This is a genomic window from Microbacterium sp. DMC48 (assembly GCF_056313825.1).
Genome location: NZ_JBQUZN010000006.1, coordinates 316,975 through 340,056 on the forward strand (window position 1 = coordinate 316,975; position 23,082 = coordinate 340,056).

A 23,082-nucleotide genomic window follows, 5' to 3' on the forward strand; every position below is an offset into this window, starting at 1 on the left:
CTCACCCGCCCGTCACGGCGGCAGGCAGTGCGCTCACACGTGCCCGGATCTTCGCCGCCGCTTCGCGCAGCGCCGAGACCTCGGCGGCATCGAGGGGAAGGCTGACGATCTCCTCGAGGCCCGAGCGTCCCAATCGCACGGGCAATCCGACATACACTCCGTCGATGCCGTATTCGCCGTGCGGGCGCACGGTAGCCGACAGCAGCGCGCCGTCGCCCCGGATCATGCTCTCCACCATGCGGGCCGCAGCAAGTCCCGGGGTGATGAAGGCGCTGCCCTTGCCGAGCAGTCCCACGACCTCCGCGCCCGAGTCGCGGGCCCGATCGACGGTCGCGGGGAACCGGTCGCCGAGCCGGGCCGACGCGCTCTCGGAGCCGATGCGGGCCTGGCTGGCGGGAAAGACCATCTCGTCGCCGTGGCTGCCGAGCGCGATACCGCTGACCGTGTCGGCCCGACCGTCCGACGCGAGAGCGGCGAGCGCCTGGAACCGGGCAGAGTCGAGCAGACCGGCCATGCCGATCACGTGCGTTTCGGGCAGATGGGAGCGCCGCCAGGCCAGCTCCGTCATCTCGTCCAGAGGGTTGGTCACGACGACGATGACACCGTCCGGCGACACCCGTCCCGCCGCCTCGGCGAGGGCGCCGACGATCTCGGCGTTGGTCGCCGTCAGGTCGGTCCGGCTCATTCCGGGCTGGCGTGGGCGCCCCGCCGTGATGATCGTGTACTCGGAGCGGCCGGCGGCCTCGATCGAGGACTCGCCGCGGATGCGCGATGCGAAGCGCAGCAGCCCCGCGGCGTGCGTGAGGTCGAGGGCGACGCCGCGAGCGAGACCGTCGACGACGTCGACCAGCACGACCTCGTCCACGAGGTCGGTCTCAGCCAGACGCATGGCGGCATGGGTGCCGACGTTGCCGGCGCCCACCACCGTGACGCGGTTGACCCGTCCGCCCCCGGCCGTCGGACGCGAGCGCGACCCCGCGCTCGCCGGTGCGGGAGTCGCCCGTCCGCGAAGCCCCGGGTAGGGAGCGCCGCGTCGGAAGAGTGCGGGCACGGGCGGTGACGGGAGAAGGCCGTGCGCAGACAGGTCGACGCGCGGCAGGGAGTCGCGGGCCGCGTTCGCCGGAACGCTCGCCCGGGCAGAGTCGCCCGTGCCCGTCGAAGCCGCCTCGTCCTCGACGATCTCGACACCGAGCTCCGCTGCGCGATCGCGCGCGAGCGGCGTGACCCGGTCGCCGGCAGCGACGACGAGTCGGCCGGAGGCGGCGGCCGCATCGACCGCGTCGGCGCCCACGATGCTCATCGCCGACCCTCCTCGACTCCGGTGATGTCGGCGAGGGCGGCCACGGCCGCCTCCATGGCGGTGCGAACGTCCGACTCGGTGCCGGAGAGGAACATCCGCCCGAACCGTCCCACGGCGCGGATCTCGATGACCTTGATGTTCGCGGCCTTCTCGGCTTCGTTGGCGGCCAGCGCGACGTATGCCGCCGGTGCGCACTCGAGGATGAACAAGCTGTCGCCGGGCATGAGGAGCGATCCCTTGCGCCACTTGTTGAGCAGCTGCGCCTGGTAGGGGTGCACGTTCGTAATGAACTGTGTCGAGGAGACCTGCGGCTTGATGCGGTCACCCTCGGTGAGCCCCAGTGTGTCGAGGATCGCCTGACCAGAGGCGAGCACCTCGGCCTGCTGCTCGGAGTGGATCTCCAACAAGCCGTACTCGCGTTCGACGATCTGCAGCGCGGGTCGCACACCGGCGGCCTTCAGCGCGATGTCCGCGGCGCGGAAGACCTCGTTGCCGGGGGCCATCTCGATGAACAGCTCGGCCATTCCCGCGATCGGCACGTCACCGGGGCTGGTGGCGGCGACGTGCGCCGCGCACTGCGGCTGCATTCGATCGATGAACGCATACGTGCGAAGCGAACTCATAGCAGGGTCCTCGCGATTCCGACGGGGGTGATGAACAGGGAGTGCGGGTAGATGTGCACCTCGCGACCGAGTTCGGCCGCGATGATCTCGCGGGCGCCGTCGACCATGACGGCGCCGCCGGCCAGGTGCACCGGAAGCTCGTCGGCATCCGGGCTCATGGCGGCGATCGATGCCGCGATGCGCTGGATGCCGGGTTTGAGGATGCTCCGGTAGGGCGCGGAATCGTCGCGCTTGCGACGCTCCGCCTCGGCGACGTCGACCCCGAGCCCTCCCGCGAGGATCAGGTCCAGGTGAGTGCCGCCGCCGGGACGGTCGTCGACATGGACGAGTTCGCCCCCGCGGAAGATGCCGACACCCGTCGACCCGCCGCCGACGTCGACCAGCACGCCGTCGACGAGGTCGAGCGCCGCCTGCGCCGCGGAGACCTCGTCCAGAAGGATCACGTCCTCGATCCCGGCGGACTCGAGCACGAAGCGGCACGCCGCCGCATCCGACGCGCGGACACCGGGGGGATGGGCGACGCCGGCCCGGGTGATCTCGATACCGAGTGCTGCTTCGGCATCCGCCTTCAGCGACGCGGTGGCGTCACGTGCGCCGAAGAAGTCGACGACGACGCCGTCGCGCACCGCCGCGGTCGGCCGGGCGTCGACCCACACCGGGTCGCCGTTCGCATCGACGACGACGATGACGCACGTCGCCGTGCCGAGGTCGATGCCGACCGCGGCGGGCTTCGCACCTGCGATCGGCTGCCGGAACGCGGCCGCCGCGCGGTTCAGGAGAGCCGCGGCCCGGGCGCTCGCGGCGCCCGGGGCGGTGGCTGCGCGATCGGCCACGGCCGCGCCGATCACGCGAACACCGAACGCCACGGGCGCACTTCGTGAGCGACCCGCTTGACGTTGACCAGGTGGAGGGGGGTGACGTTGTCGGAGCAGATGGAGCCCGACCAGGTGCCCGTGCCGAGCTGGAAGGACGGATCCATCTCGCACGAGTACCCCATGCCCCCGAACAGCGCGGGGCTGTTGACGATGATGCGTCCCGCGGGCAGAGCCGCGAAGTTCGCGAGGACGTCCGGATCGGTCGCGTGCACCGCGACCGAGTGTCCCTCGCCGCCGAGCGCGAGGATCTCACGCGAGCGCTTCCAGCCCGCCTGCGCATCGGGTTCGCGATACACGGACAGCACGGGGCCGAGGATCTCGCGGCTGAGGAACTCGTCCTTGTGCACCCGGTCCAGCCGAGCGGCCAGGACCTTCGTGCCCGTGGGCACACGGAATCCGGAGAGCTCGGCGAGACGGCTCGCCGACTGGCCGACCGCGTCCGGGCGCAGCCCGCCGCGCTCGTCGAAGATCGTGCGCGTCAGCTGCTTCTGCGCGTGGGCGTCGAGCCAGAACGCACCCTCCGCCTCCATCGCTCGGAAGAGCTCGTCGGCAATCGCCTCGTGTGCGACCACTGACTGCTCCGCGACGCACGCCGTGCCGTTGTCGAACGACTTCGACGCGATGATCATCGTCGCCGACTCGCGGACGTCGGCAGTGGAAGCGTCGACGTACGCCGGCACGTTGCCCGCGCCGACGGCGATCGTCGGCTTTCCGCTCGAGTAGGCCGCCGCGACCATTCCCGGGCCGCCGGTAGCGAGAACGAGCCGTACGGCCCGATGCCGCATGAGCGCGGCCGTCGCCTCGAGGGTGGGCATCGTGAGGCATCCGATGACGCCTTCTGGCGCTCCCGCCTTGATCGCAGCCTCCGCCACGATCTCCGCGGCCAGGTTCGAGCATCTCGCGGCGCGCGGGTGGGGAGCGTGGACGATCGCGTTGCCGGCTTTCACGGCGGCGAGCGATTTGAACAGGACCGTGGCCGTCGGGTTGGTCACGGGGATGATTCCCGCGATGAGTCCCATGGGCGAGCCGATCGCCGTGACTTTGCGCTCTTCGTCGACCCACAGCACTCCCACGGCCCGTCGCTCGAGCATCCAATCGGCGACGAAGCCCGTGTTGAAGCGGTTCTTCACGACCTTGTCCTCGTAGACGCCGTAGCCCGTCTCGTCTGCTGCGAGCCGCGCGAGCTGTTCGGAGGCGGCGTAGCCGGCCCGCGACATCGCCCGCACCAGCTCGTCGAGGAAGCCCTGGTCGGCATCTTCGAGCGCCTTCGCGGCCTGCGCCCCGGCGTCCGCTTTGCGGCGCACCTCGGCGAGGGCCTGGAGATCGGCATCCAGCGTGATCGTCATCTCATCTCTCCGTCTGTTGTGGGCACGCGTATGCCCGGTTCATCCGTGCGGGAGTGTGCGCCGCGGGGCGCTCACTTGCCGCGGACGATGATCGAGAGGATGTCCTCGGTCTCGTCGTGCGGGCGGGGGATGACGTGCACGGAGACGACCTCGCCCGCCTTTCCGGCGGCAACGGCCCCCGCGTCGGTGGCAGCCTTGACGGCGCCGACGTCACCGCGCACGAGCACCGTCACGAGGCCTCCGCCGATCTCGCGTGTGCCGACGACGTGGACATTCGCAGCCTTGACCATGGCGTCCGCCGCCTCGATCGCGCCGACGAGTCCCTTGGTCTCGATGAGACCCAGCGCGCCGATGCGCTGCGGGGTCGTTTCGGTTGCAGCCATTTGTCTGTTCCGTTCTCTTGCGTTTCTTCTGGTGGATCGTCTACTTGCTGTAGACGACGTCTCCGGCGTCGATCACCGAGTCCGCGATGGCGACTGCGGCGCAGTCGACGACCGCGCCGCGGGTAGCCGCCGCCTCGCGTGCCGCGCTCCCCATGACGCAGAGCACGACCTCTCCGCGGCCTGCGCCGACGAGGTCGGCGGCGACGAATGGCTCGCGGTTGGGATCGCCGGGCAGCAGAGGCTCGACGACAAGGAGCGTCAGCCCTGCGAGCGACGGGTCTTTGGCGGTCGACACGACCTGACCGGTGACCTTTCCGAGCCTCATCTGCTCGCTCCTTCGCGTGCGTGTCGGACTCATCCGACGCCTTCGTCGTGGGGACGGCCCCGTCATCGGGACGCCTTCACGCTAGGTCCGCCACGGCTGGTCGACGGTTATCCCGTCCGGATAGCACATCCCGAGGTCGTTATCCCCTCCCCGCGTTTGCTCGCAACGCCGCAGCGCGGGATGCTGGCACCCGGGCGTCACCGCAGACGCTCGGCGCACTCGATGAGGAGGACCAGCGTGATCACCGACGCCGATGCCGATTTCCACGAGCCGACAAGTGACGGCCAGACGTGGGCGGAGACCAACTTCTTCGGCTGCTATGTGCCGGGCGCGACGCCCGATGCCGCGCCGATCAACATCGGCGTGTATGCCCTCTTCCGCCCGAACGCCGGAGTCGTGATCTCGACCGTCCACATCAACTCGCGCTTCGTCGACCAGCCGTGGCAGGGCGACTTCTGGGACGCGCAGCATCACCTCGCGATTCCCGAGCCGCGAAGCCTCCGCGACTACACGCTCGCAAACGGCCTGCGCGTCACGACGATCGAACCGAACCGCGTGTGGGACGTCGCGTACTCGAACGGCCGCAACGTCGATCTCCACTTCCGCTACACGGCTCTGATGCCTGCCTACGACATCTCCGACCCCGCCCAGGACCCCATCACCGCCGCGCAGCAGGCGGATACCTCGTTCGCGTGGGGCGCGGCCTACAAGGGTCACTTCGACCAGACCGGCCACTTCGAGGGCGAGCTGAACCTGCGCGGACAGAAGCACGTGATCGACTGCGTCTCGACGATGGATCACTCCTGGGGACTTCGCGACGAGCATCAGGGGCACAACATGACGTGGCTGCACGCGCACTTCTCGAAGGACTTCGCGATCCACGGCATCTTCGACCTCGACCACACCGCCGGGCCCGACAGTCCCACCGAGGGCGAGGTCACGCACGGGTACGTCCTCGACCACGGCGAGGTCTACGGCATCCGTGCGGGACGCAACCGTGTCATCCGTCAGGGCTTCTACGCCAGAGCGCTGGAGATCGAGGTCGAGGATGTGCGGGGCACGACGCATCACCTCACGGGCTTCGGCCGCACGAGCTTCCCGTGGCAGGCGGGGCCGGGCACCGTCGGCTACAACGTGCTCGCCGAGTGGCGACGTCGTGAAGACCCGGATGCCCGTGGCTGGGGCGAGATCCAAGAGTTCGTCGGCCCGCAGTTCCTCACCGATCTGTACTCCGCCCGCGCGGCGCACTGAGCAGGACCGACGCAAACATGTCCGCGCAGCCCGCTACCCGCATCGTCTTCGATCTGGACGGCACCCTCGTCCAGACGCGTCTTGCGTCCTGGGCGGTTTTCGAGGACGTCCAGGCGGAGTTCGGGCTCGGCATCGACACCGTCGAGGACTTCTTCTCGCACTTCGAGGGCAACTTCTTCGCGTCAATCCGTGCCTTCTGCAAGGACGAGGAGCTGGCCGATGCCGTCATCGAGCGCTTCTTCGACAAGCTCGAATCGGACTACCGCCCGACGCTCGTTCCCGGCATCGCGGACGTCGTCCACGCCCTCGCCCCGCGCGCCACGCTCGCGGTGCTCTCGTCGAACGCGACGAGCGTGATCCGGCGCGTGCTCGATGACAACGGGCTGCAGTTCTGCTTCGCGCACGTGTTCGGCGGTGATGTCGAGCCCGACAAGAGCGCGGGGCTGCGGCGCTTCCTCGCGGATGCGGCGCAAGGCGTCGGCCGGCGGTGCTCGCCGTCGTTCGACGAGGGATCGGAGGATGCCGGCGCCGCGGCGTCCGACACGGTGCTCGTCACCGACACCGTGGGCGACGCGGAAGCGGCGTTGGCGGCGGGTGTTCGCGTGGTCGGGGTCAGCTGGGGGATGCACCCGGCTGAGCGGCTGCGGGCGGCCGGAGCGGAGTTCATCGCGGTGTGGCCGCAGGAGCTCATCGCCTACCTCGCGCCGACCGGGCACGCGCAGTCGTGCGCGGTCGCCCTCCCCGCGGCGCGCCCTGAGCCGACGCCCCGGTCGTCTGCGCCGTCGCCCGCGGACATCCGTCGCGCGCGACGGCTGACGGCCGTTTCGCGCCCCGCGTCTCGAGCGGTCGCTGCCGTCGCGTCGAGCTGCGGGTGTCCGGTGGCCACGCCGCCGCCGTCCCCGCCGGCCGCACGGCGGCCGGGCGCGGACGCCGAGCTCTCCGCGGCGATGCGCGCGATCGCGGCCGTCCGGTGACGGCGGCGCGGCCCCTCGTCCTGGAGGGCGCCTTCAATACACGCGCGTTCTTCGGCCCTGGCGCCGCCCAGCCGTGGCTCGTGCGGTCTTCCGCGCTGCACGAGTTGACGCCTGCGGGAGCGGATGCGCTGCGCGCTCTCGGGGTGACGAGCGTCATCGACCTGCGTGAACCCGGAGAGGGCGGTGCTGCCGCGCACGCCATCGACGTCACGTTCTTGCCGGTCTACCGCTTCCCCGGAAACACCGTCCCCGTCGACGGCGACCTGGAACAGCTCATGCAGCGGGTCATCGAGACGCGCGCCGACGTGCTCGCCGAGATCGTCGAGGCCGTGGCATCCGCCGACGGGCCCGTCGCCGTGCACTGCACGATCGGCAAGGATCGGACGGGCCTGGTCGTCGCCCTCGTGCTCTCGGCAGCAGGAGTGTCGGATGCCGACATCGTCGCCGACTACGCCCTGTCGGGCGAACAGGTGTACCCGCATCGGCGCGCGTACGTCGAGCAGGTGCTCGCGCAGCGCGACCTCGCCGCCGACGAGGTCGCCGCGGCGTGGCGCCTGAACGTCGAGAGCCCTCCCGAGGTCATGCAGCACATCCTGACCCTGCTGCGCGAACGCGGGGGCGCAGCGCAGTACCTTCGCGCCCACGGCCTGAGCCTGCGCGCGCTGGAAAGGCTCCGTGCTCGCGTCACCGGCGCGCCTCTCGAGTGAGTCCCCTCTCAGCGGCGAGGTCGACGCAGCTGCCGTGCCTGGCGCAGAACCGGCTCGTCGATCATCCGGCCTTCGAAGCGGAAGACTCCGGGCTGGCGCGTCGCCTCGTCCAGAACGCGCTCTGCCCAGGCCTGTTCCTCGGGCGTCGGGGTGTAGGCGTCGCGGATCACCGCGATCTGCGAGGGGTGGATGCAGGCGGTCGCCTGAAAGCCCGAGGCTGCGGCATCCTCGGCTTCGCTGCGCAGCCCCTCGACATCGGCGATGTCGATGTGCACCGCATCGATCGCCACCGCGCCGTATGCGCGCGCTGCGAGCAGGATCGTCGACCGCGCGTGGCGTGCGACGTCGCGGTAGCGCCCGCTGGTGAATCGACTGGTGCGCCCCGCCATGCTGGCGATGAGATCCTCTGCGCCCCACATCATGCCGATGACGGCGGGGTGCGCGGCGATCTCTCCCGCGCGAACGACGCCCAGTGCCGTCTCGCACAGGGCGATCGCCTCGACGCCGTCGGCCGCGGAGGCGAGCGCATCCACCTGTGCGGCGCTCTCGGTCTTGGCGAGCATGAGCCTGCGGTAGGGCGTCCGTCGGACCGTCGCAAGATCCCGCGTGAACTCCGGTGTCGTCGCCGGGTTCACGCGCACGATCGTCTTGGCAGGATCGAGGGATGCCGCGAGCAGGGCGTCGCGCGCACGCGGCTTGTCCGCCGGGGCGACGGCGTCTTCGAGGTCGATGATCACCGTGTCGGCGACGGCCGCGGCTTTCGCGTACCGCTCCGGCCGGTCGCCGGGGCAGAACAGCAGAGCCGGACCGTCGATCACCGCGGCTCCGTCGCCGCGGCGGGCAGGCATCGCATGAGGGTGGTGCGCGTTGCGGTGGCCACCACTTCGCTGCGCTGGTTGCGCATCGTGTGCGCGAACTCCACGATGCCCTGCCCCGGTCGGGACGACGAGAGGCGGGTGCCGACGACGACCGTCTCGGCGTAGAGGGTGTCGCCGACGCGTACCGGCGCCGGGAACGCCACCTGGCCGAAGCCCAGGTTCGCCACGATCGTTCCCTGCGTGAGCTGGGCGACCGACAGGCCGACCAGCGTCGACAGGGTGAACATGCTGTTGACGAGGCGCTCCCCGAACTCGGTGCCCGCAGCCCACGCCGCGTCGAGGTGGAGCGACTGCGTGTTCATGGTGAGCGTCGTGAACAGCACGTTGTCGGCTTCCGTGACGGTACGCCCGGGGGCATGCACGTAGAGCGCCCCCTCGATGAACTCCTCGAAATAGAGCCCCCGCTGCTCGATCCGTGCCGCGGCGATGCCGTCGCTCATGCGTCTTCCCTCTCGATCGTGGCCACGACGCCGCCGCGGGCGACCTGATCGCCGGCGGCAACGGTCAGCCGCACGGTGCCGCCCACCGTTGCGCGCAGCACATGCTCCATCTTCATCGCCTCCACCGCGACGATCGCGTCGCCCACCTCGACATGGGCGCCCTCGTCGACCGCCACCATGACGACCGTGCCCGGGAGAGGGGAGGTGAGTGTGGGGGAGGCGTCGGCGGTGCGGTCCGCTCCATATGTCGCGCGGTGCTCGCGCACGAGAACCGCGTCTGCGTCAGTACGGAGCCAGACCCCGCCCGATCCCGCCGCGAACGGGAAGGAACGCCCGCGACCGCCGATGCCGACGCTCGCCCGGCCGTCGTCGAGAGCGACGGTGGCCGCTTGCGGGTCGCCGTCGTCGACCGCGACGCGCAGCGGCGACGCCCACACGCGGACGCGAGCGCGGCGCGCCGGTGTCTCCAGATCGAAGACGGTCGCCGCCGCCGCGCCCAGGCGCCATCCGTCGGCGCGCGCCCAGGGTCCTGTCGGACCCGTCGCGGTGGTGCCGGTCGGCTGTGCGTGCATGACGAGCGCGGCTTCCGCGAAGGTGCGCTCCGAGGTCTCCGGAAAGGGCAGGTGCTCGAAGACGCGGGCGATGAGCCCGGTGTCGAGCTCACCGGCGATGACTTCGGGCCGCTCGAGCAACAGCTTCAGGAAGGTGAGGTTGGTCTCGAACCCGAAGATCGCGGTCTCGGCGATGGCATCCACGAGACGACGCCGCGCCTCTTCGCGGTTCGGAGCCCACGCGATGAGCTTCGCGAGCATCGGGTCGTAGTCGGTGGAAACGTCGAGGCCGTCCTCGAGCGAGGTGTCCACGCGGATGCCGGGTCCCGACGGGTGCACGACCCGTTCGACCCGGCCGCCGGTGGGCAGGAACCCCGCTTGCGGATCCTCGGCGTAGACGCGCACCTCGATGGCGTGGCCGTTCAGGCGCACGTCCTGTTGCTGGAACGGCAGCGCCTCGCCCGCCGCGATGCGCAGCTGCAGCTCCACCAGGTCGAGGCCGGCGACCAGTTCGGTGACGGGATGTTCCACCTGCAGGCGCGTGTTCATCTCCATGAAGAAGAACTCGTCCGGACGGTCCGCGGGGACGATGAACTCCACGGTGCCGGCGCCCACGTACCCGACGCTGCGCGCCGTCTCGCATGCGGCGGCCCCGATGCGGGCACGCGTCGCGGCATCCAGCAGGGGAGAGGGAGCCTCCTCGACGACCTTCTGATGCCGTCGCTGCAGCGAGCACTCGCGTTCGCCGAGGTGCACGATGTTGCCGTGGGAGTCGGCGATCACCTGCACCTCGATGTGCCGTGGCGTCGTGACGTAGCGCTCCAGAAACAGGGTGTCGTCACCGAAGGACGCCGCCGCCTCGCGCCGGGCGGCGGCGACCGCGGCCGGAAGCTGCGCCTCCTCCTCGACGACGTGCATCCCTTTGCCGCCTCCGCCCGCGGAGGGCTTGATGAGGACGGGGAAGCCGACTCCGGCAGCGCCGTCGATCAGCTCCGCGTCGGTGAGGCCGGCGCGCGCAAGACCCGGCACGGTGGGCACACCCCGGGCTTCCACCGTCCGCTTGGCCGAGATCTTGTCGCCCATGATCTCGATCGCCTCGGGGCTCGGGCCGATGAAGACGACGCCGGCTTCGGCGCAGGCGCTCGCGAAGGCGGCGTTCTCGGCAAGGAAGCCGAAACCGGGGTGGACGGCCTGCGCGCCCGTCTGCCGCGCGGCATCCAGCACGCGCTCGATGGACAGGTAGCTCTGGGCGGCGGGGGCGGGCCCGAGGCGCACCGCCTCGTCGGCGAGGCGGACGTGCACGGCATCCGCGTCGGCGTCGCTGAAGACGGCGACCGAGCGGATGCCGAGGCTCCGGAGCGTACGGATGATGCGCACGGCGATCTCGCCGCGGTTGGCGACGAGCACCTTCGTGATGGTGGTCATGCGATCACATCCGGAAGACGCCGTAGCCGGCGTCGGTCATCGGGACACGGGAGACGACGTCGAGGGCGAGTCCGAGCACGTCGCGGGTCTGCGCGGGCTCGATCACGCCGTCGTCCCAGAGCCGCGCGGTGGAGTAGTAGGGGCTGCCCTGGCGTTCGTACTGGTCGCGGATGGGCGCTTCGAACGCCGCCTTCTCCTCCTCGGTCCAGGCGTTGCCGGCGGCGCTGAGCTGGTCGCCCCGCACGGTGGACAGCACGGATGCCGCCTGTGCGCCGCCCATGACCGACACCCGTGCTCCCGGCCACAACCAGAGGAAGCGCGGCGAGTAGGCGCGACCGCACATGGAGTAGGTCCCGGCACCGAACGACCCGCCCACGACGACCGTAAGCTTGGGCACGCGGGCGCAGGCGACGGCGTTGACCATCTTCGCGCCGTGCTTGGCGATGCCGCCGTGCTCGTATTCGCGCCCCACCATGAAACCGGTGATGTTCTGGAGGAACAGCAGCGGGATGCCGCGTTGGTCGCACAATTCGATGAAGTGCGCCCCCTTCATCGCCGATTCGGCGAACAGGACGCCGTTGTTGGCGACGATGCCGACCGGGTGGCCGTGGATGTGTGCGAAGCCGGTGACGAGGGTCTCGCCGTACTCCTGCTTGAACTCCGCGAACCGGCTGCCGTCGACGAGCCGTGTGATGATCTCGCGCGCGTCGTAGGGAGTGGTCAGCTCGACCGGGACGACGTCGTAGAGGGTGTCGGCGTCGTGCGCGGGCGGATCGGCCGGGCCGAGATCGTACGGCAGCGCGGCGCAGCGCGGCAGCGTCTCGACGATGTCGCGAACGATCTGAAGGGCGTGATGATCGTTCTCGGCGAGATGATCGGTGACACCCGAGATGCGCGAGTGCGTCACCCCGCCCCCGAGTTCCTCCGCCGTGACGACCTCGCCGGTCGCGGCCTTGACCAGAGGCGGACCGCCGAGGAAGATCGTGCCCTGGTCGCGCACGATCACGGTCTCGTCGCTCATCGCCGGGACGTAGGCGCCGCCGGCGGTCGAGGAGCCCATCACCGCGGAGATCTGCGCGATGCCGTCGCGCGACAGCCGCGCCTGGTTGTAGAAGATGCGGCCGAAGTGCTCGCGATCGGGGAACACCTCGTCCTGGAGGGGCAGGAACGCGCCGCCGGAGTCGACGAGGTAGATGCACGGGAGGCGATTCTCGGCCGCGACCTCCTGTGCGCGCAGGTGCTTCTTCACCGTCATCGGATAGTACGTGCCGCCTTTGACGGTGGCGTCGTTGGCGACGACCATCACGTGCCGCCCGTGGACGAGGCCGATGCCGGCGATGACGCCGGCGGCGGGAGCGTCGCCGCCGTAGAGACCGTGCGCGGCGAGGGGGGCGAGCTCGAGGAACGGGCTTCCGCGGTCCAGCAGCAGGTCGATCCTGTCGCGAGCCAGGAGTTTGCCGCGGGCGGTGTGCCGCTGGCGCGCGCTGTCGGGGCCGCCCCGCGCGGCCTCCTCGCGCACCTCGCGCAGCGTCGCCACGAGCTCGCGGTACCCGTTCGTCGTCGTCGACACGGCATCCTCATTTCGGTTATCAATCAGTAACCCAATCAGGAACATAGCGCCTGAGGCGAGGATTGTCCACCGTCATCATCGATCTGGGACCGGAGCACGATGGTGCGGCACAATATTGCGATGAGCACGTCCGCCGAGCAGCCGCCGTCCTACTGGTACGTGGACGAGGACGCGCGCTCGACGTCGGTCATGGAGGCCATGCGCTCCTACCGGGCTGCCGAGGTCGCGATGCGGCGGAGGACCCAGCAGTCGATGGACATGGGGGAGAACGAGCTCCTCGTGCTGCGCTTTCTCGCACGCGCGCATATGCGCGGCGAGAACGTGACGCCCGTCACCCTGAGCCGCTATCTCGGGATCACGTCAGCGTCGACGACCGCGCTGCTGGATCGGCTCGAGAAATCGGGCCACATCACGCGCACGCCCAATCCGGACGACCGCCGCAGCGTCCTCATCCGATCGAGCGAGAAGTCCGACGACGAGGTGCGTCACACCCTGTCGGCCATGCACGAGCGCATGATGGCGGTCGTGCGGGAGATGGATCAGGACCAGCGCGACACCGTCATCCACTTCCTCGACGCGATGCGCGTCGCGGTCGATCACATCGACGCGTAGTCGCGAGCGCCCGCGGGGTCGGCGATATCGTCGGCGGCGCCGGTCGCCGCATCCAGGAAGGCCAGCACTGCTGCGCGACCGTCGTCGGAGAGCTGATCGATGGCGCGCGCGACACGGTCCTCGAACGCGTCGACGAGGGCGGCGACCTCGGCTGCCGCGCGCTCGGTTGGTGCGATGAGGATGCTGCGACGGTCGGTGGGGTGGCTCACGCGCTGAACGCTGCCGAGCCGCTCCAAGCGATCGAGCAGCGCCGTCGTCGATGCCGAGCTGATGCCCAGGTGGCGCGAGATCTCGCTCGGCTTGACATCGGTGCCCGCGCGGTCGCAGGCCAGCACGTACTGGAGAATGCGGAGTTCGTTCTCACCCAGGGCGGCATGGGTGCGCACGCGCTGATGCATCTGCGCGTCTGCCGCTCGAAAGCGTGCGAGCGCTTCCAGCACGGGGGCCGTGTCGGATGTGTGTGCGGTCGTCACCTCACTCACCTCCCAGAAGAAGTCGTCGCCGAAAAAGTCCGGTGTCACCAATATAGCTCATGAATTATCTCGCTTGACTAACTACTTATCCACGGAATAACCTTTCTCGTAACAGACCTGGCGTACCGCGCCACACGGAGGGAGTCACGATGGGACGCATGTACTACGGCAACAGCGCCGACGCCATCGAGATCGACGATGTCGACCTCGCCCACCTTCGGATGGTGACGATGACGAAGCTGCGCCGGTCGGAGGGCTTCAGCCTGACGTTCTCCTCGCCCGCCTACGGACGGACCGCCCTGTGGGTGCACAGTGCGATTCCCCTGCGCTTCGAGTTCGACGACGCGGAGCCGATTCGCCTCGACCCCGCGCGGGTGAACGAGATCGCCCAGGCGGCGGCTTCGGCGGCTGGAGTGGTGATGGAGCGTGCGCTGACCACCGCGCCGTCGCGCGCGGAGCTGGCGGCCGTCGCATGAGCATCATCGCTCCCGCGTCGCCGGGGCGCGTCACCTGGGCTCGCGTCAGCGAGGGCTTCTTCGTCGCCTCGCGTGCCGGCGACTACGTGGGCTGTGTGGAGGCCACGCCCGACGGTCACTTCGTCGGCTTCGACTCGCGATCGACCCCGGTGGGCCGCTACGTGAGCCTTGCGGAGGCCCAGCGCGCGGTGTTCACCGCGCACGCGGTGCGGCCCGAATCCGGTGTCGAGTCCTCGCCGCGGGCGCAGGTGCTGTGGCAGACAGCGGCAACGGTGAGCGGTGTCGTCGCGCTGGGAGCCTTGGCGACCGCCGTCCTCACGACTCCTCTGATCTAGATCGCGTGATCTAGACCGCGAGATCCCAGGGGCCTCGCGATGCTCAGACTCCGGCGGCGGTTGCCTCGGCGATGGCCTGCTCGGTGCGTCCCTGCAGGTAGCCGCACAACTCGGCGAGGTCGGACAGATCCGCTGACAGTCGCGCAACGCCCGTGGCATCGAGGTCGAAACTCTCGGTCCGGGGCTCGAACGTCACCATCCACCGCGGGTGGCCGTCGGCGATGACCGGCTGGATGTAGGTGACCGTGGACGCGTTGCTCAAGGCGACGACGACGAGGCCGGAGTCCGGTCCCGGAGTGAAGTCCTTCTCGAGAACCGATACGGAGGAGGCCTCGACGTTGCGGTCCTCGAGGTAATCGCGCACCCATGAGGCGACCGTTTCCTGGTTGCGATAGGGCATGGGGCCTCGATTCTCGGCTTCAGCGTGCCGGAAGGCACAAGCCCATTATGCCGCCCGTGGTCGCAGTGCACTCGACAGAAGCAGGGACATGGCCGCCACGGGGTCCGAATCATCGGCGAGCCAGCGGATCTGAACGCCCTCCCACCCCGTGATGACCAGGGCGGCCAGAGCGGTGTCGTCGCCGACGGGCGGGTCGATCCTTCCGGCGGCGCGATCGGCGGCGATCGCGCCGGCGTAGTCGGCGATGACGCGCGCGTACCGCTGGCGCAGCCAGTCGTGCGCCTCGTGTCCGGGGTAGGTGGCTTCCGCCGAGACGATGGAGAACATGCGCACCAGCTCGCGACGGTCGAGATTGCGTTCGACGATGCCCAGCACGGTCGGGATGAGTCCGTCGCGACGGGTGCGTCCGAGGAAGTCGGCATCTGCGGCATCCTCCTGCTCCAAGACCGCTGCCAGCAGCGACACCTTCGTCGGGAAGTGATGCATGACCGTCGTCAGGCCGAGCCCCAGTTCAGCGGCGATCTGACGCAGGGAACCTCCGCGGTAGCCGTGGGCGCTGAAGATCGCCGTCGCCGACGCGATGATCTCCGCGCGCCGTTCGGCCGACTTCGCGTACGGACCGCGGCGAGCCGGAGTCGGGGTCGTCATGGCATGACAGCGTACCGTGGCGCGCGCCGAAAAAACCGTGCATGTGCACGATATTCGATATAGGATGCCGTCATGGCAACGCAGGCACGGGAGTATCGCTGGGTCCGAGACGGCGCGACGGGGGCGCGGCGCATGCGCTACGGCGCCGACTACAACCCAGAGCAGTGGTCGCGCGACGTCTGGGCTGAGGACATGCGTCTGATGCGCGAGGCCGGAGTGAACGTCGTGTCACTCGCGATCTTCTCGTGGGCGCTGCTGGAGCCGCGTCCGGGCGAGTACGACTTCGCCTGGCTCGACGAGGTCATCGATCTGCTGCACGAGAACGGCATCGACGTCGACCTTGCCACGGCGACGGCGTCGCCTCCGGCCTGGCTGTCGCAGCGGCATCCCGAGATCCTCCCGCAGACCGAGGACGGCGACGTGCTGTGGCCGGGTGCGCGTCAGCACTGGCGGCCCACCTCGCCCGTGTTCCGCGAGCACGCGCTGCGACTGGTGCGCGCCCTCGCAGAGCGCTACGGCGATCACCCTGCGATCATCGCCTGGCACATCTCGAACGAACTGGGCTGCCACAACATCTACGACTACTCCGACGACGCCGCCCGGGCCTTCCGTGCGTGGCTGCGGCAGCGTTACGGCACGCTCGACGCCCTCAACGACGCCTGGGGAACGGCCTTCTGGTCGCAGCACTACACCGAGTGGGATCAGATCCTGCCGCCGCGCACCGCGCCCACGCACCGCAACCCCGGCCAGCGGCTCGACTTCGAGCGGTTCTCGTCGGACGCGGTGCGCGATCACCTGCGCGCCGAGGCCGCCGTGCTCGCCGAGGTGACGCCCGACATCCCGTTCACGACGAACTTCATGGTCGCGCAGAACGTTCGGGACATCGACTACCCCTCGTGGGCCGGGGATGTCGACTTCGTCTCCAACGACCACTACCTGCGGCCTGGCGAGGTCGGCCGTGATGACCTCTCCTTCTGGGCGAACCTCACCGGCAACATCGCCGAGGGGCGGCCCTGGTTCCTGATGGAGCACGCGCCGAGTGCGATCAACTGGCGCGAGGTGAACCCGCCCAAGCGGCCGGGCGTGCTGCTGCGCGACGCGCTGACCCACGTCGGGCACGGGGCGGATGCGGTCTGCTTCTTCCAGTGGCGCCAGTCCCGCGCCGGCGGCGAGCGGTATCACTCGGGCATGGTGCCGCACGCTGGCGAGCACAGCCGCGTGTTCCGTGACGTCGTGGCGCTCGGTGCACGTCTGCAGGGACTGTCGGAGGTCACCGGCTCGCACCGGGAGCGTGCACGCGTCGCGGTCGTCTTCGACTACGAGTCCTGGTGGGTCAGCGGGCGCGACTCGCACCCCACCGACGCGATCCGCTACGACGACGAGACGCTGGCCTGGTATCGCGCGCTGCTGGACCTCGGCGTGCGCGCCGACGTCGTTCCCGTCTCGGCATCCCTCGACGACTACGAGGTCGTCATCGCGCCGATGCTGCACGTCGTGCCCGACGCGTTGCGCACCCGGCTGGAGACCGTCGTGCGCAGCGGCCGCCATCTCGTGACGACGTACTTCTCCGGAATCGTCGACGAGCACGACCGGGTCTGGCTGGGCGGCTACCCCGGCGCGCTTCGCGAGGTGCTCGGCGTGACGGTCGAAGAGTTCGTGCCGCTTCTGCCCGAGGAGGAGGCCGTGCTCGCCTCCGGGGCACGGGCGGCGCACTGGAGCGAGCGGATCGCCCGCGTCGGCGCCGACGTCGAGGTGCTGGACACCTATGCGGCCGGCGACCTCGCCGGGATGCCCGCCGTCACCCGTCGCAGGGCCGGCGACGGGTCGGCGACCTACGTCTCCGCCGATCTCGGTCGGGAGGGCGTCCGCGCCGTGATCGAGCGTCTCGCCGGTGACATCGACGCGCTCGCGGCGGACCCGCTCGCGGCGGGAGGGCGACTGGAGGTCATCGTCCGCGAGGACGCGACGAACCGGTACGTGTTCCTCGTCAACCGCACCGACGAGGAGGTCGTCGTCGATGCCGGAGACGGTCTGCGCGTCGCCCCGCGCGGCGTGGAGGTGCTGACCCTTCGCGTCGGTGCGTCCGACGAGGCGGCCGTCGGGGCCGCGCACGGCAGGATGGTCTCATGAGAGAACGTGTCGCCTGGGATGCCGGAACGTGGACGAGTCCGCCGGCCGCGGTGAGTGAGCGGGACGGCGCGCTGGTGGTCATGGCCGTCGAAGGCAGTGACGCTTGGCGCCGCACGGCGTATGGGTTCATCCACGACACCGAGCATGCGCTGATCGCACCGCTGCCGGTCGGGACGGCCATGGAGGTCGTCTTCGAGGCCGACTTCACGGCGCAGTTCGATCAGGCGGGACTGTTCGTGCGCGCCGACGATGAGCGCTGGATGAAGGCCGGAGTCGAGAACGCCGACGGTGTGCTGGGCGTCGGCGCCGTCGTCACCGACATCATGTCGGACTGGTCGGTCGGGGCGGTGCCGGAGTGGGCCGGGCGGCCGTTGCGCGTGCGCGTGAGTCGTGGCGAGGATGCCCTCACGGTGCGTGCCGGCGTCGACGGCGAGCCGTTGCGTCTGGTGCGGGTCGCGCCGTTCCGCGGCGATCTCGACGCGCAGGCGGGACCGATGGTGTGCGCGCCGACGCGCGCCGGCCTCGAGGTCGTGTTCACCGAGTGGCTGCACACCGACGCCGACGCGTCGCTGCACTGATTCGCTGCGCGGGAGGGGCCGCGCTCAGGCGCGCGGTGATGAGGACTGCACCATCCGCGCGTCGGGCGAGGCCCCCGCGCCGGCTTTCGCGCGGTTGAGTGCCCGCTGCAGTTGACGCGCGGAGGTGAAACCCGACCGCATGGCGAGTTCGGCCGGGGCCATCCAAGTGATCCGCAGGAGGCGGGTCGCCTCCGCCAGGCGCATTCTTTCCAGCTCGCGGCGCGGTGTTGTTCCCATGGCGTTGAACGCGCCATGCAGTGTCCGCTCGCTCACGGCGAGATCCTTCGCGAGGCGGGCGACGCTGAAGGCCGGGTCCCGGAAATGCGCTTCGAGCGAGGCCAGCGCGCCCATGAAGAGAGATTCCCGGTGCGGGGCGAGCTCCCGGGCCCGCGGGTTCGCATCCTCCAAAGCTCCCAGGAGAAGACTCTCGAATGCGGTGGCGACGTGGGCGCGCGCGATCTCCGTGCTCGGGGGCGGCGCGGACAGCATCGACTTGGTCAGCGCCATGAGTGCGGTCAGCGCCGATCCCCCGGTGGTCAAGGGTTCGCCGTATGCGAATCGTGTGTGCTCCGGCCGCAACAGGGCGGGCTCGAAGTGCCAGACGAAGCGCGCCGTCTGGGTGAGTGTTCGAGCCAGCGTCGGCACCGCGCCATCGAGCAGGATGAGCGATCCCGGTGCCGTCTGCACGGCGGATCCGCCCACCTCGAACTCGAATCCGCCTTCGATCGTCAGCACGACGTATGTGCGTGGTGGAGCGGTGGTCAGGCGATAGCCAGCCGATCGCGACCACGCGTGCCCGAAGCCGAGCCGAGAGTGCTGTGTGGTGTGGGCGACAAGCGTCGGATCTATCTCGCCGCGGGGGTGCCAGCCAAAGTCGTCGCACTGTTCCGCTGCTGCATGTCCACGGGGCATCGTCACCTCTTCCGGAGAGCATCCTGCCTGTTTTTTTCCGGCGGGTGCGTCCGTCATCGCCCCGTATGCCAAAACCCGCACGATGTGCAGCCAATAGCCGCACGATTCATCGAAAGCGCTCAGCGCCCGTCCGGCCTCCGCGAAAAATGGACGCGCTGGCGGTGCGCCAGTGCTCACCCATCGGGGGTGAGGGCGAGGGGAGACAGCGTGAAACTGCATCGTGGACCGGACCGTCGCCGTGGGGGGAGTCCCGCGGGCGCGAGGCGCCGACGCCAGGTGATGGGCGGTGAGTCCGGCCGGTCGCCGCGCATGCGTCTGGCTGCCTCACTCGGCGCCTTCGCCCTATTCGTCTCGACGATGAGCGCCGCTGCTGTGCTCGCTGGCCCGGTGTCGCCCGCGGCAGCGGCCGAGATCCCGACCGTGGGCTGCACGACCGATCCGGCGATCTTCAACACCGGCTATGACGCCGCGACCGGCGGCCAGGCGGCGACGGCCAGCGTGGATGCGCGGTGGACCGTGGCAGGTGGCGTCGATGGACTGAACCACGTCACCACCACGACGGCGCCCGTCTTCCCGTCCCCGGCCGCGCTTCCGCCGGCCGGCACCACCTACGCGCCTGCTTATGTCGGCAAAGTCAACAACGCGTGGAGCGACAGCCAGTCCGGAGCCTCACAGTGGATCTCGGCGAACTACGTCGATCCGGCCACCGGCGGACAGAACCAGTCCACCGGCTACGGCGACTGGTATTACCGCTACCAGTTCATGCTGGACCCGGCTGTGGACACGTCCTCGTTCCAGCTCGACATGTCGTGGCTCGCGGACAACAGCGTCGTCGGCGTCTGGGTGAACGACCAGGCCCAGAACGGAGCCAACCTGCCGCAGAACCCGGCGAACCCCTACGTGGGCGGCGGCTTCCTCGCCGGCAACGCGGCCACGACCTCGTTGACGACGAACTGGCAGACCGGCTTGAACACGATCCTCGTGCAGGTCAAGAGCTATTACACGGCGGAGGGGTTCAGCGCCGAGGTGCGTTCGAACGTCCTGTGCCCGAACCCTGGCTACACGGTCGCGAAGAGCGCCTCCGCACCGTCGGTCAAGCCTGGTGAGACCCTGACCTACACGGTGAAGGTCACCAACACGGGCAACGTCGACTACACGACGCAGAATCCCGCGACCATCAGCGACGACCTCTCCGGCGCGCTCGACGACGCGACCTACAACGGCGACGCCGCCGTGGTCTCCTCCGACGGATCGACCTCCGCGTCGCCGGCGGTGGCAGACTCGACGCTCACCTGGTCGGGGCCGCTGAAAGTGGGAGAGACCGCGACGATCACCTACTCCGTCACGGTGCGCTCACCCAACACCGGCGACAACACGTTGACCAACGCCGTCACCCCGGGAACCAACGGCGGCAGCTGCGCGCCGGCGTCCGAATGCACCACATCCACACCTGTGCAGTCGTACTCGGTGACCAAGACCGCCAATGCGAGCGAGGTCGTCCCCGGGGCGACGGTGGTCTACACGATCACTGTCAAGAACACCGGGCAGGTCGATTACACGGCTCAGGCGCCGGCATCGTTCACCGACGATCTGTCCGCTGTGCTCGATGACGCCACCTACAACGGCGACGCATCGAACGGGGCGAGCTACGCGGCCCCGACGCTGTCGTGGTCGGGCCCGCTCGCGGTGGGTGCGACGCAGGTGGTCACGTACTCGGTGACCGTGAACACTCCGCCCAGTGGCGACAGGCGCCTGGAGAACACGGTGGTCACGCCGCCCGGCAACGGCGGCGACTGCGATCCGAACTCGGGCAACCCCGCGTGCTCGGCGAACATCCCTACCGGCTCGTACACCGTCGCGAAGAAGGCCTCCACCACCACCGCGCGTGAAGGCGACACCGTGACGTACACGGTGACGGTCACGAACACGGGTCAGGTCGACTACACGACCTCGTCGCCGGCATCGTTCACCGACGATCTGTCCGGCGTGCTCGACGATGCGACGGTCACCACGGGGCCCGACAACGGTGCGACGATCACCGGCAACACCCTGTCTTGGTCCGGCGCCCTGCCGGTGGGACAGACGGCCACGATCACCTACACCGTGACGATCAACACGCCCGACACGGGCAACCGCGTGCTGACCAACGTGGTGCAGCCGCAGACTCCGGGCGGCAGCTGTGTCGACGGTGAGTGCTCCACGACGACGAACGTGCAGTCCTTCAGCGTTGCGAAGACCTCCACGCCGGACGGCGCGGTGCACCCCGGGGACACGGTGACGTACGCGGTCACCGTCGTCAACACCGGAACGGCTCCGTTCACCGCGCAGGAGCCCGCATCGTTCACCGACGATCTGTCGAGCGTGCTGGACGATGCCAGGGTGACCACCGCGCCGGACAACGGCGCGACGATCACCGGAACGACGCTGTCGTGGTCGGGCCCCCTCGCGGTCGGCGAGAAGGTCATCGTCACGTACACCGTCACGGTGAACGATCCGGATCTCGGCGACAAGACACTCACCAACAGCGTCGTCCCGGGAGACGGGGGACGGTGCATCGACGACGGATGCGTCACCACGAATCCCGTGCAGTCCTACACCGTGGCGAAGACCGCATCCGGAAACGGCATCGTCCACCCCGGTGACACCGTCACCTACACGGTCACCGTGACCAACACCGGTCAGGCCGCCTATACGGCATCCACGCCGGCAACCGTGAGCGATGACCTCTCGAAGGTGCTCGACGACGCCACCTATGTCGCCGGCTCGGCCACGAACGGCGCGACCGTCACCGGCACGACGCTCACGTGGTCCGGACCGCTCGCCGTCGGCGCGGTCGAGACCATCACATATCAGGTCGTCGCCGGTCCCGCCGGGTCCGGGGACGGCACGCTCACCAATGTGGTCGTGGGTGACCCCGACAACGGCGGCGGATGCGCCACCGCAGGCGGCTGCGAGACGACGACACTGCTTCAGTCCTACACGACGCTGAAGACCGCCGACGTCACCACGGTGGTCCCGGGCACGACGGTCACCTACACGATCTCTGTGGAGAACACGGGTCAGGTCGCGTACACGGCGGACCAGCCGGCATCCTTCACGGATGACCTCACGGCCGTCCTCGACGACGCCACATACAACGACGATGCGACCGCCGGAGCGGCATTCGCCGCGCCCACGCTCTCGTGGTCGGGTCCGCTCGCTGTGGGACAGACGGTGACCGTCACCTACTCGGTCACCGTCAACACCCCCGACACCGGCGACAAGGTGCTCCGCAACACGGTCGTCACCCCGCCCGACAACGGCGGCGGCTGCGCACCCGGGAGCACCGACCCTGCGTGCACCGTGATCATTCCGAGCGGCTCGTACACCACGGCCAAGTCGGCCTCGGCGACGAAGGCGGCACCCGGAGGCGTGGTGATCTACACGATCACCGTCACCAACACGGGGAAGGCGGCCTACACCGCCGACGCGCCGGCAACCTTCACGGACGACATGGGCGATGTCCTCGACGACGCGACCTACAACGGCGATGCCACGCAGGGCGCCGTCCTTACGGGGACGACCCTCTCTTGGGCAGGGCCGCTCGAGGTCGGTCAGACACTCACCGTCACGTACTCGGTGACGGTGAACAACCCGGACGCCGGTAATAAGGTGCTGCACAACACCGTCGCCGGCGGAACGTGTGATCCGGCCGGCAGCTGCGAGACGACGACGACGATCACGCCGCCGCCGAGTCTGGCCGTCACCGGTGGCGACGTCCTGACTCCGGGTCTGATCGCCCTCGGCCTGCTCGGATCAGGAGCGGTCCTGGTTCTGATCCGCCGACGTCGCATCGCCGGAGAGTAAAGCCCCCCAATGAGGGCGGGTGTC

23 protein-coding genes are annotated in these 23,082 nt (G+C 69.6%); 9 read left to right on the forward strand and 14 right to left on the reverse strand.

Going from position 1 to position 23,082, the window contains the following annotated elements; genetic code table 11:
* Position 1 precedes the first annotated feature (1 nt).
* From ACT53O_RS13485 to ACT53O_RS13510, 6 genes are all read right to left on the reverse strand, one after another.
* Entirely contained in the window at positions 2 to 1,300 is a 1,299-nt protein-coding gene (locus ACT53O_RS13485; protein ID WP_476152960.1) for a malate dehydrogenase, read from the reverse strand.
* Positions 1,297 to 1,923, reverse strand: a complete 627-nt coding sequence (locus ACT53O_RS13490) for a BMC domain-containing protein (RefSeq protein WP_347417838.1) — start codon at positions 1,921 to 1,923, stop codon at positions 1,297 to 1,299. Before ACT53O_RS13490 ends, ACT53O_RS13485 begins: the two co-directional genes overlap by 4 nt.
* Complete coding sequence (eutJ, locus tag ACT53O_RS13495; RefSeq protein WP_476152962.1) at positions 1,920 to 2,789, reverse strand: ethanolamine utilization protein EutJ; 870 nt, start codon at positions 2,787 to 2,789, stop codon at positions 1,920 to 1,922. Before eutJ ends, ACT53O_RS13490 begins: the two co-directional genes overlap by 4 nt.
* On the reverse strand, positions 2,768 to 4,144 hold the full coding sequence (locus ACT53O_RS13500; RefSeq protein ID WP_476152964.1) for an aldehyde dehydrogenase family protein: 1,377 nt from the start codon (positions 4,142 to 4,144) through the stop codon (positions 2,768 to 2,770). Before ACT53O_RS13500 ends, eutJ begins: the two co-directional genes overlap by 22 nt.
* Positions 4,145 to 4,215: 71 nt before the next feature.
* The gene (locus tag ACT53O_RS13505) at positions 4,216 to 4,527 is read right to left on the reverse strand and encodes a BMC domain-containing protein (RefSeq protein WP_292859549.1); all 312 of its coding nucleotides are present in this window, start codon (positions 4,525 to 4,527) and stop codon (positions 4,216 to 4,218) included.
* Positions 4,528 to 4,567: 40 nt separating this feature from the next.
* A complete protein-coding gene (locus tag ACT53O_RS13510; RefSeq protein WP_347417835.1) occupies positions 4,568 to 4,852 on the reverse strand; it encodes a EutN/CcmL family microcompartment protein in 285 nt (94 codons plus the stop codon).
* Between the two features lie 237 nt (positions 4,853 to 5,089).
* On the opposite strand from ACT53O_RS13510, the gene ACT53O_RS13515 reads away from it, so the two are divergent.
* From ACT53O_RS13515 to ACT53O_RS13525, 3 genes are read left to right on the forward strand one after another with little or no spacing between them, the layout of a single operon-like run.
* Entirely contained in the window at positions 5,090 to 6,103 is a 1,014-nt protein-coding gene (locus ACT53O_RS13515) for a DUF7064 domain-containing protein (protein ID WP_347417834.1), read from the forward strand.
* Between the two features lie 17 nt (positions 6,104 to 6,120).
* Positions 6,121 to 7,077 (forward strand): HAD family hydrolase, encoded by a 957-nt coding sequence (locus ACT53O_RS13520; protein ID WP_476152967.1) that lies wholly within the window; start codon positions 6,121 to 6,123, stop codon positions 7,075 to 7,077.
* On the forward strand, positions 7,074 to 7,784 hold the full coding sequence (locus tag ACT53O_RS13525; RefSeq protein WP_476152969.1) for a tyrosine-protein phosphatase: 711 nt from the start codon (positions 7,074 to 7,076) through the stop codon (positions 7,782 to 7,784). The genes ACT53O_RS13520 and ACT53O_RS13525 overlap by 4 nt, the downstream gene beginning before the upstream one ends.
* An 8-nt stretch (positions 7,785 to 7,792) precedes the next feature.
* On the opposite strand, the gene ACT53O_RS13530 is transcribed toward ACT53O_RS13525, so the two are convergent.
* From ACT53O_RS13530 to ACT53O_RS13545, 4 genes are read right to left on the reverse strand one after another with little or no spacing between them, the layout of a single operon-like run.
* Positions 7,793 to 8,632, reverse strand: a complete 840-nt coding sequence (locus ACT53O_RS13530) for an HpcH/HpaI aldolase/citrate lyase family protein (protein WP_476152971.1) — start codon at positions 8,630 to 8,632, stop codon at positions 7,793 to 7,795.
* Entirely contained in the window at positions 8,599 to 9,102 is a 504-nt protein-coding gene (locus ACT53O_RS13535) for a MaoC family dehydratase (protein ID WP_347417830.1), read from the reverse strand. Before ACT53O_RS13535 ends, ACT53O_RS13530 begins: the two co-directional genes overlap by 34 nt.
* Complete coding sequence (locus ACT53O_RS13540) at positions 9,099 to 11,078, reverse strand: acetyl/propionyl/methylcrotonyl-CoA carboxylase subunit alpha (RefSeq protein ID WP_476152973.1); 1,980 nt, start codon at positions 11,076 to 11,078, stop codon at positions 9,099 to 9,101. Before ACT53O_RS13540 ends, ACT53O_RS13535 begins: the two co-directional genes overlap by 4 nt.
* A 4-nt stretch (positions 11,079 to 11,082) precedes the next feature.
* Entirely contained in the window at positions 11,083 to 12,693 is a 1,611-nt protein-coding gene (locus tag ACT53O_RS13545; RefSeq protein WP_083867954.1) for a carboxyl transferase domain-containing protein, read from the reverse strand.
* Positions 12,694 to 12,768: 75 nt separating this feature from the next.
* Between ACT53O_RS13545 and ACT53O_RS13550 the strand changes: the two genes are divergently transcribed.
* A complete protein-coding gene (locus ACT53O_RS13550) occupies positions 12,769 to 13,260 on the forward strand; it encodes a MarR family winged helix-turn-helix transcriptional regulator (RefSeq protein ID WP_036317576.1) in 492 nt (163 codons plus the stop codon).
* On the opposite strand, the gene ACT53O_RS13555 is transcribed toward ACT53O_RS13550, so the two are convergent.
* Complete coding sequence (locus ACT53O_RS13555) at positions 13,245 to 13,781, reverse strand: MarR family winged helix-turn-helix transcriptional regulator (RefSeq protein ID WP_036317577.1); 537 nt, start codon at positions 13,779 to 13,781, stop codon at positions 13,245 to 13,247. The two genes, ACT53O_RS13550 and ACT53O_RS13555, sit on opposite strands and share 16 nt — an antisense overlap.
* A 101-nt stretch (positions 13,782 to 13,882) precedes the next feature.
* Between ACT53O_RS13555 and ACT53O_RS13560 the strand changes: the two genes are divergently transcribed.
* Both ACT53O_RS13560 and ACT53O_RS13565 read left to right on the forward strand, forming a co-directional pair.
* A complete protein-coding gene (locus tag ACT53O_RS13560) occupies positions 13,883 to 14,209 on the forward strand; it encodes a DUF7882 family protein (protein WP_036317578.1) in 327 nt (108 codons plus the stop codon).
* Positions 14,206 to 14,544 carry a hypothetical protein gene (locus tag ACT53O_RS13565; protein ID WP_005047706.1) on the forward strand — a complete coding sequence of 113 codons (339 nt, stop codon included), beginning with the start codon at positions 14,206 to 14,208 and terminating at the stop codon, positions 14,542 to 14,544. The genes ACT53O_RS13560 and ACT53O_RS13565 overlap by 4 nt, the downstream gene beginning before the upstream one ends.
* A gap of 43 nt (positions 14,545 to 14,587) precedes the next feature.
* On the opposite strand, the gene ACT53O_RS13570 is transcribed toward ACT53O_RS13565, so the two are convergent.
* On the reverse strand, positions 14,588 to 14,944 hold the full coding sequence (locus tag ACT53O_RS13570; RefSeq protein ID WP_005047703.1) for a hypothetical protein: 357 nt from the start codon (positions 14,942 to 14,944) through the stop codon (positions 14,588 to 14,590).
* 45 nt (positions 14,945 to 14,989) lie between these two features.
* On the reverse strand, positions 14,990 to 15,592 hold the full coding sequence (locus ACT53O_RS13575; protein WP_112931911.1) for a TetR/AcrR family transcriptional regulator: 603 nt from the start codon (positions 15,590 to 15,592) through the stop codon (positions 14,990 to 14,992).
* A 72-nt stretch (positions 15,593 to 15,664) separates the two neighbouring features.
* On the opposite strand from ACT53O_RS13575, the gene ACT53O_RS13580 reads away from it, so the two are divergent.
* Together ACT53O_RS13580 and ACT53O_RS13585 are read left to right on the forward strand one after the other, a co-directional pair.
* Complete coding sequence (locus ACT53O_RS13580) at positions 15,665 to 17,722, forward strand: beta-galactosidase (RefSeq protein WP_476152980.1); 2,058 nt, start codon at positions 15,665 to 15,667, stop codon at positions 17,720 to 17,722.
* Positions 17,719 to 18,300 (forward strand): DUF1349 domain-containing protein, encoded by a 582-nt coding sequence (locus ACT53O_RS13585; protein WP_476152982.1) that lies wholly within the window; start codon positions 17,719 to 17,721, stop codon positions 18,298 to 18,300. Before ACT53O_RS13580 ends, ACT53O_RS13585 begins: the two co-directional genes overlap by 4 nt.
* A gap of 24 nt (positions 18,301 to 18,324) precedes the next feature.
* On the opposite strand, the gene ACT53O_RS13590 is transcribed toward ACT53O_RS13585, so the two are convergent.
* Complete coding sequence (locus ACT53O_RS13590) at positions 18,325 to 19,389, reverse strand: helix-turn-helix domain-containing protein (RefSeq protein ID WP_476152984.1); 1,065 nt, start codon at positions 19,387 to 19,389, stop codon at positions 18,325 to 18,327.
* Between the two features lie 180 nt (positions 19,390 to 19,569).
* Here ACT53O_RS13590 and ACT53O_RS13595 point away from each other — a divergent pair, with 180 nt between their 5' ends.
* The gene (locus tag ACT53O_RS13595) at positions 19,570 to 23,058 is read left to right on the forward strand and encodes a DUF7927 domain-containing protein (protein WP_476152986.1); all 3,489 of its coding nucleotides are present in this window, start codon (positions 19,570 to 19,572) and stop codon (positions 23,056 to 23,058) included.
* Positions 23,059 to 23,082: the final 24 nt, after the last annotated feature.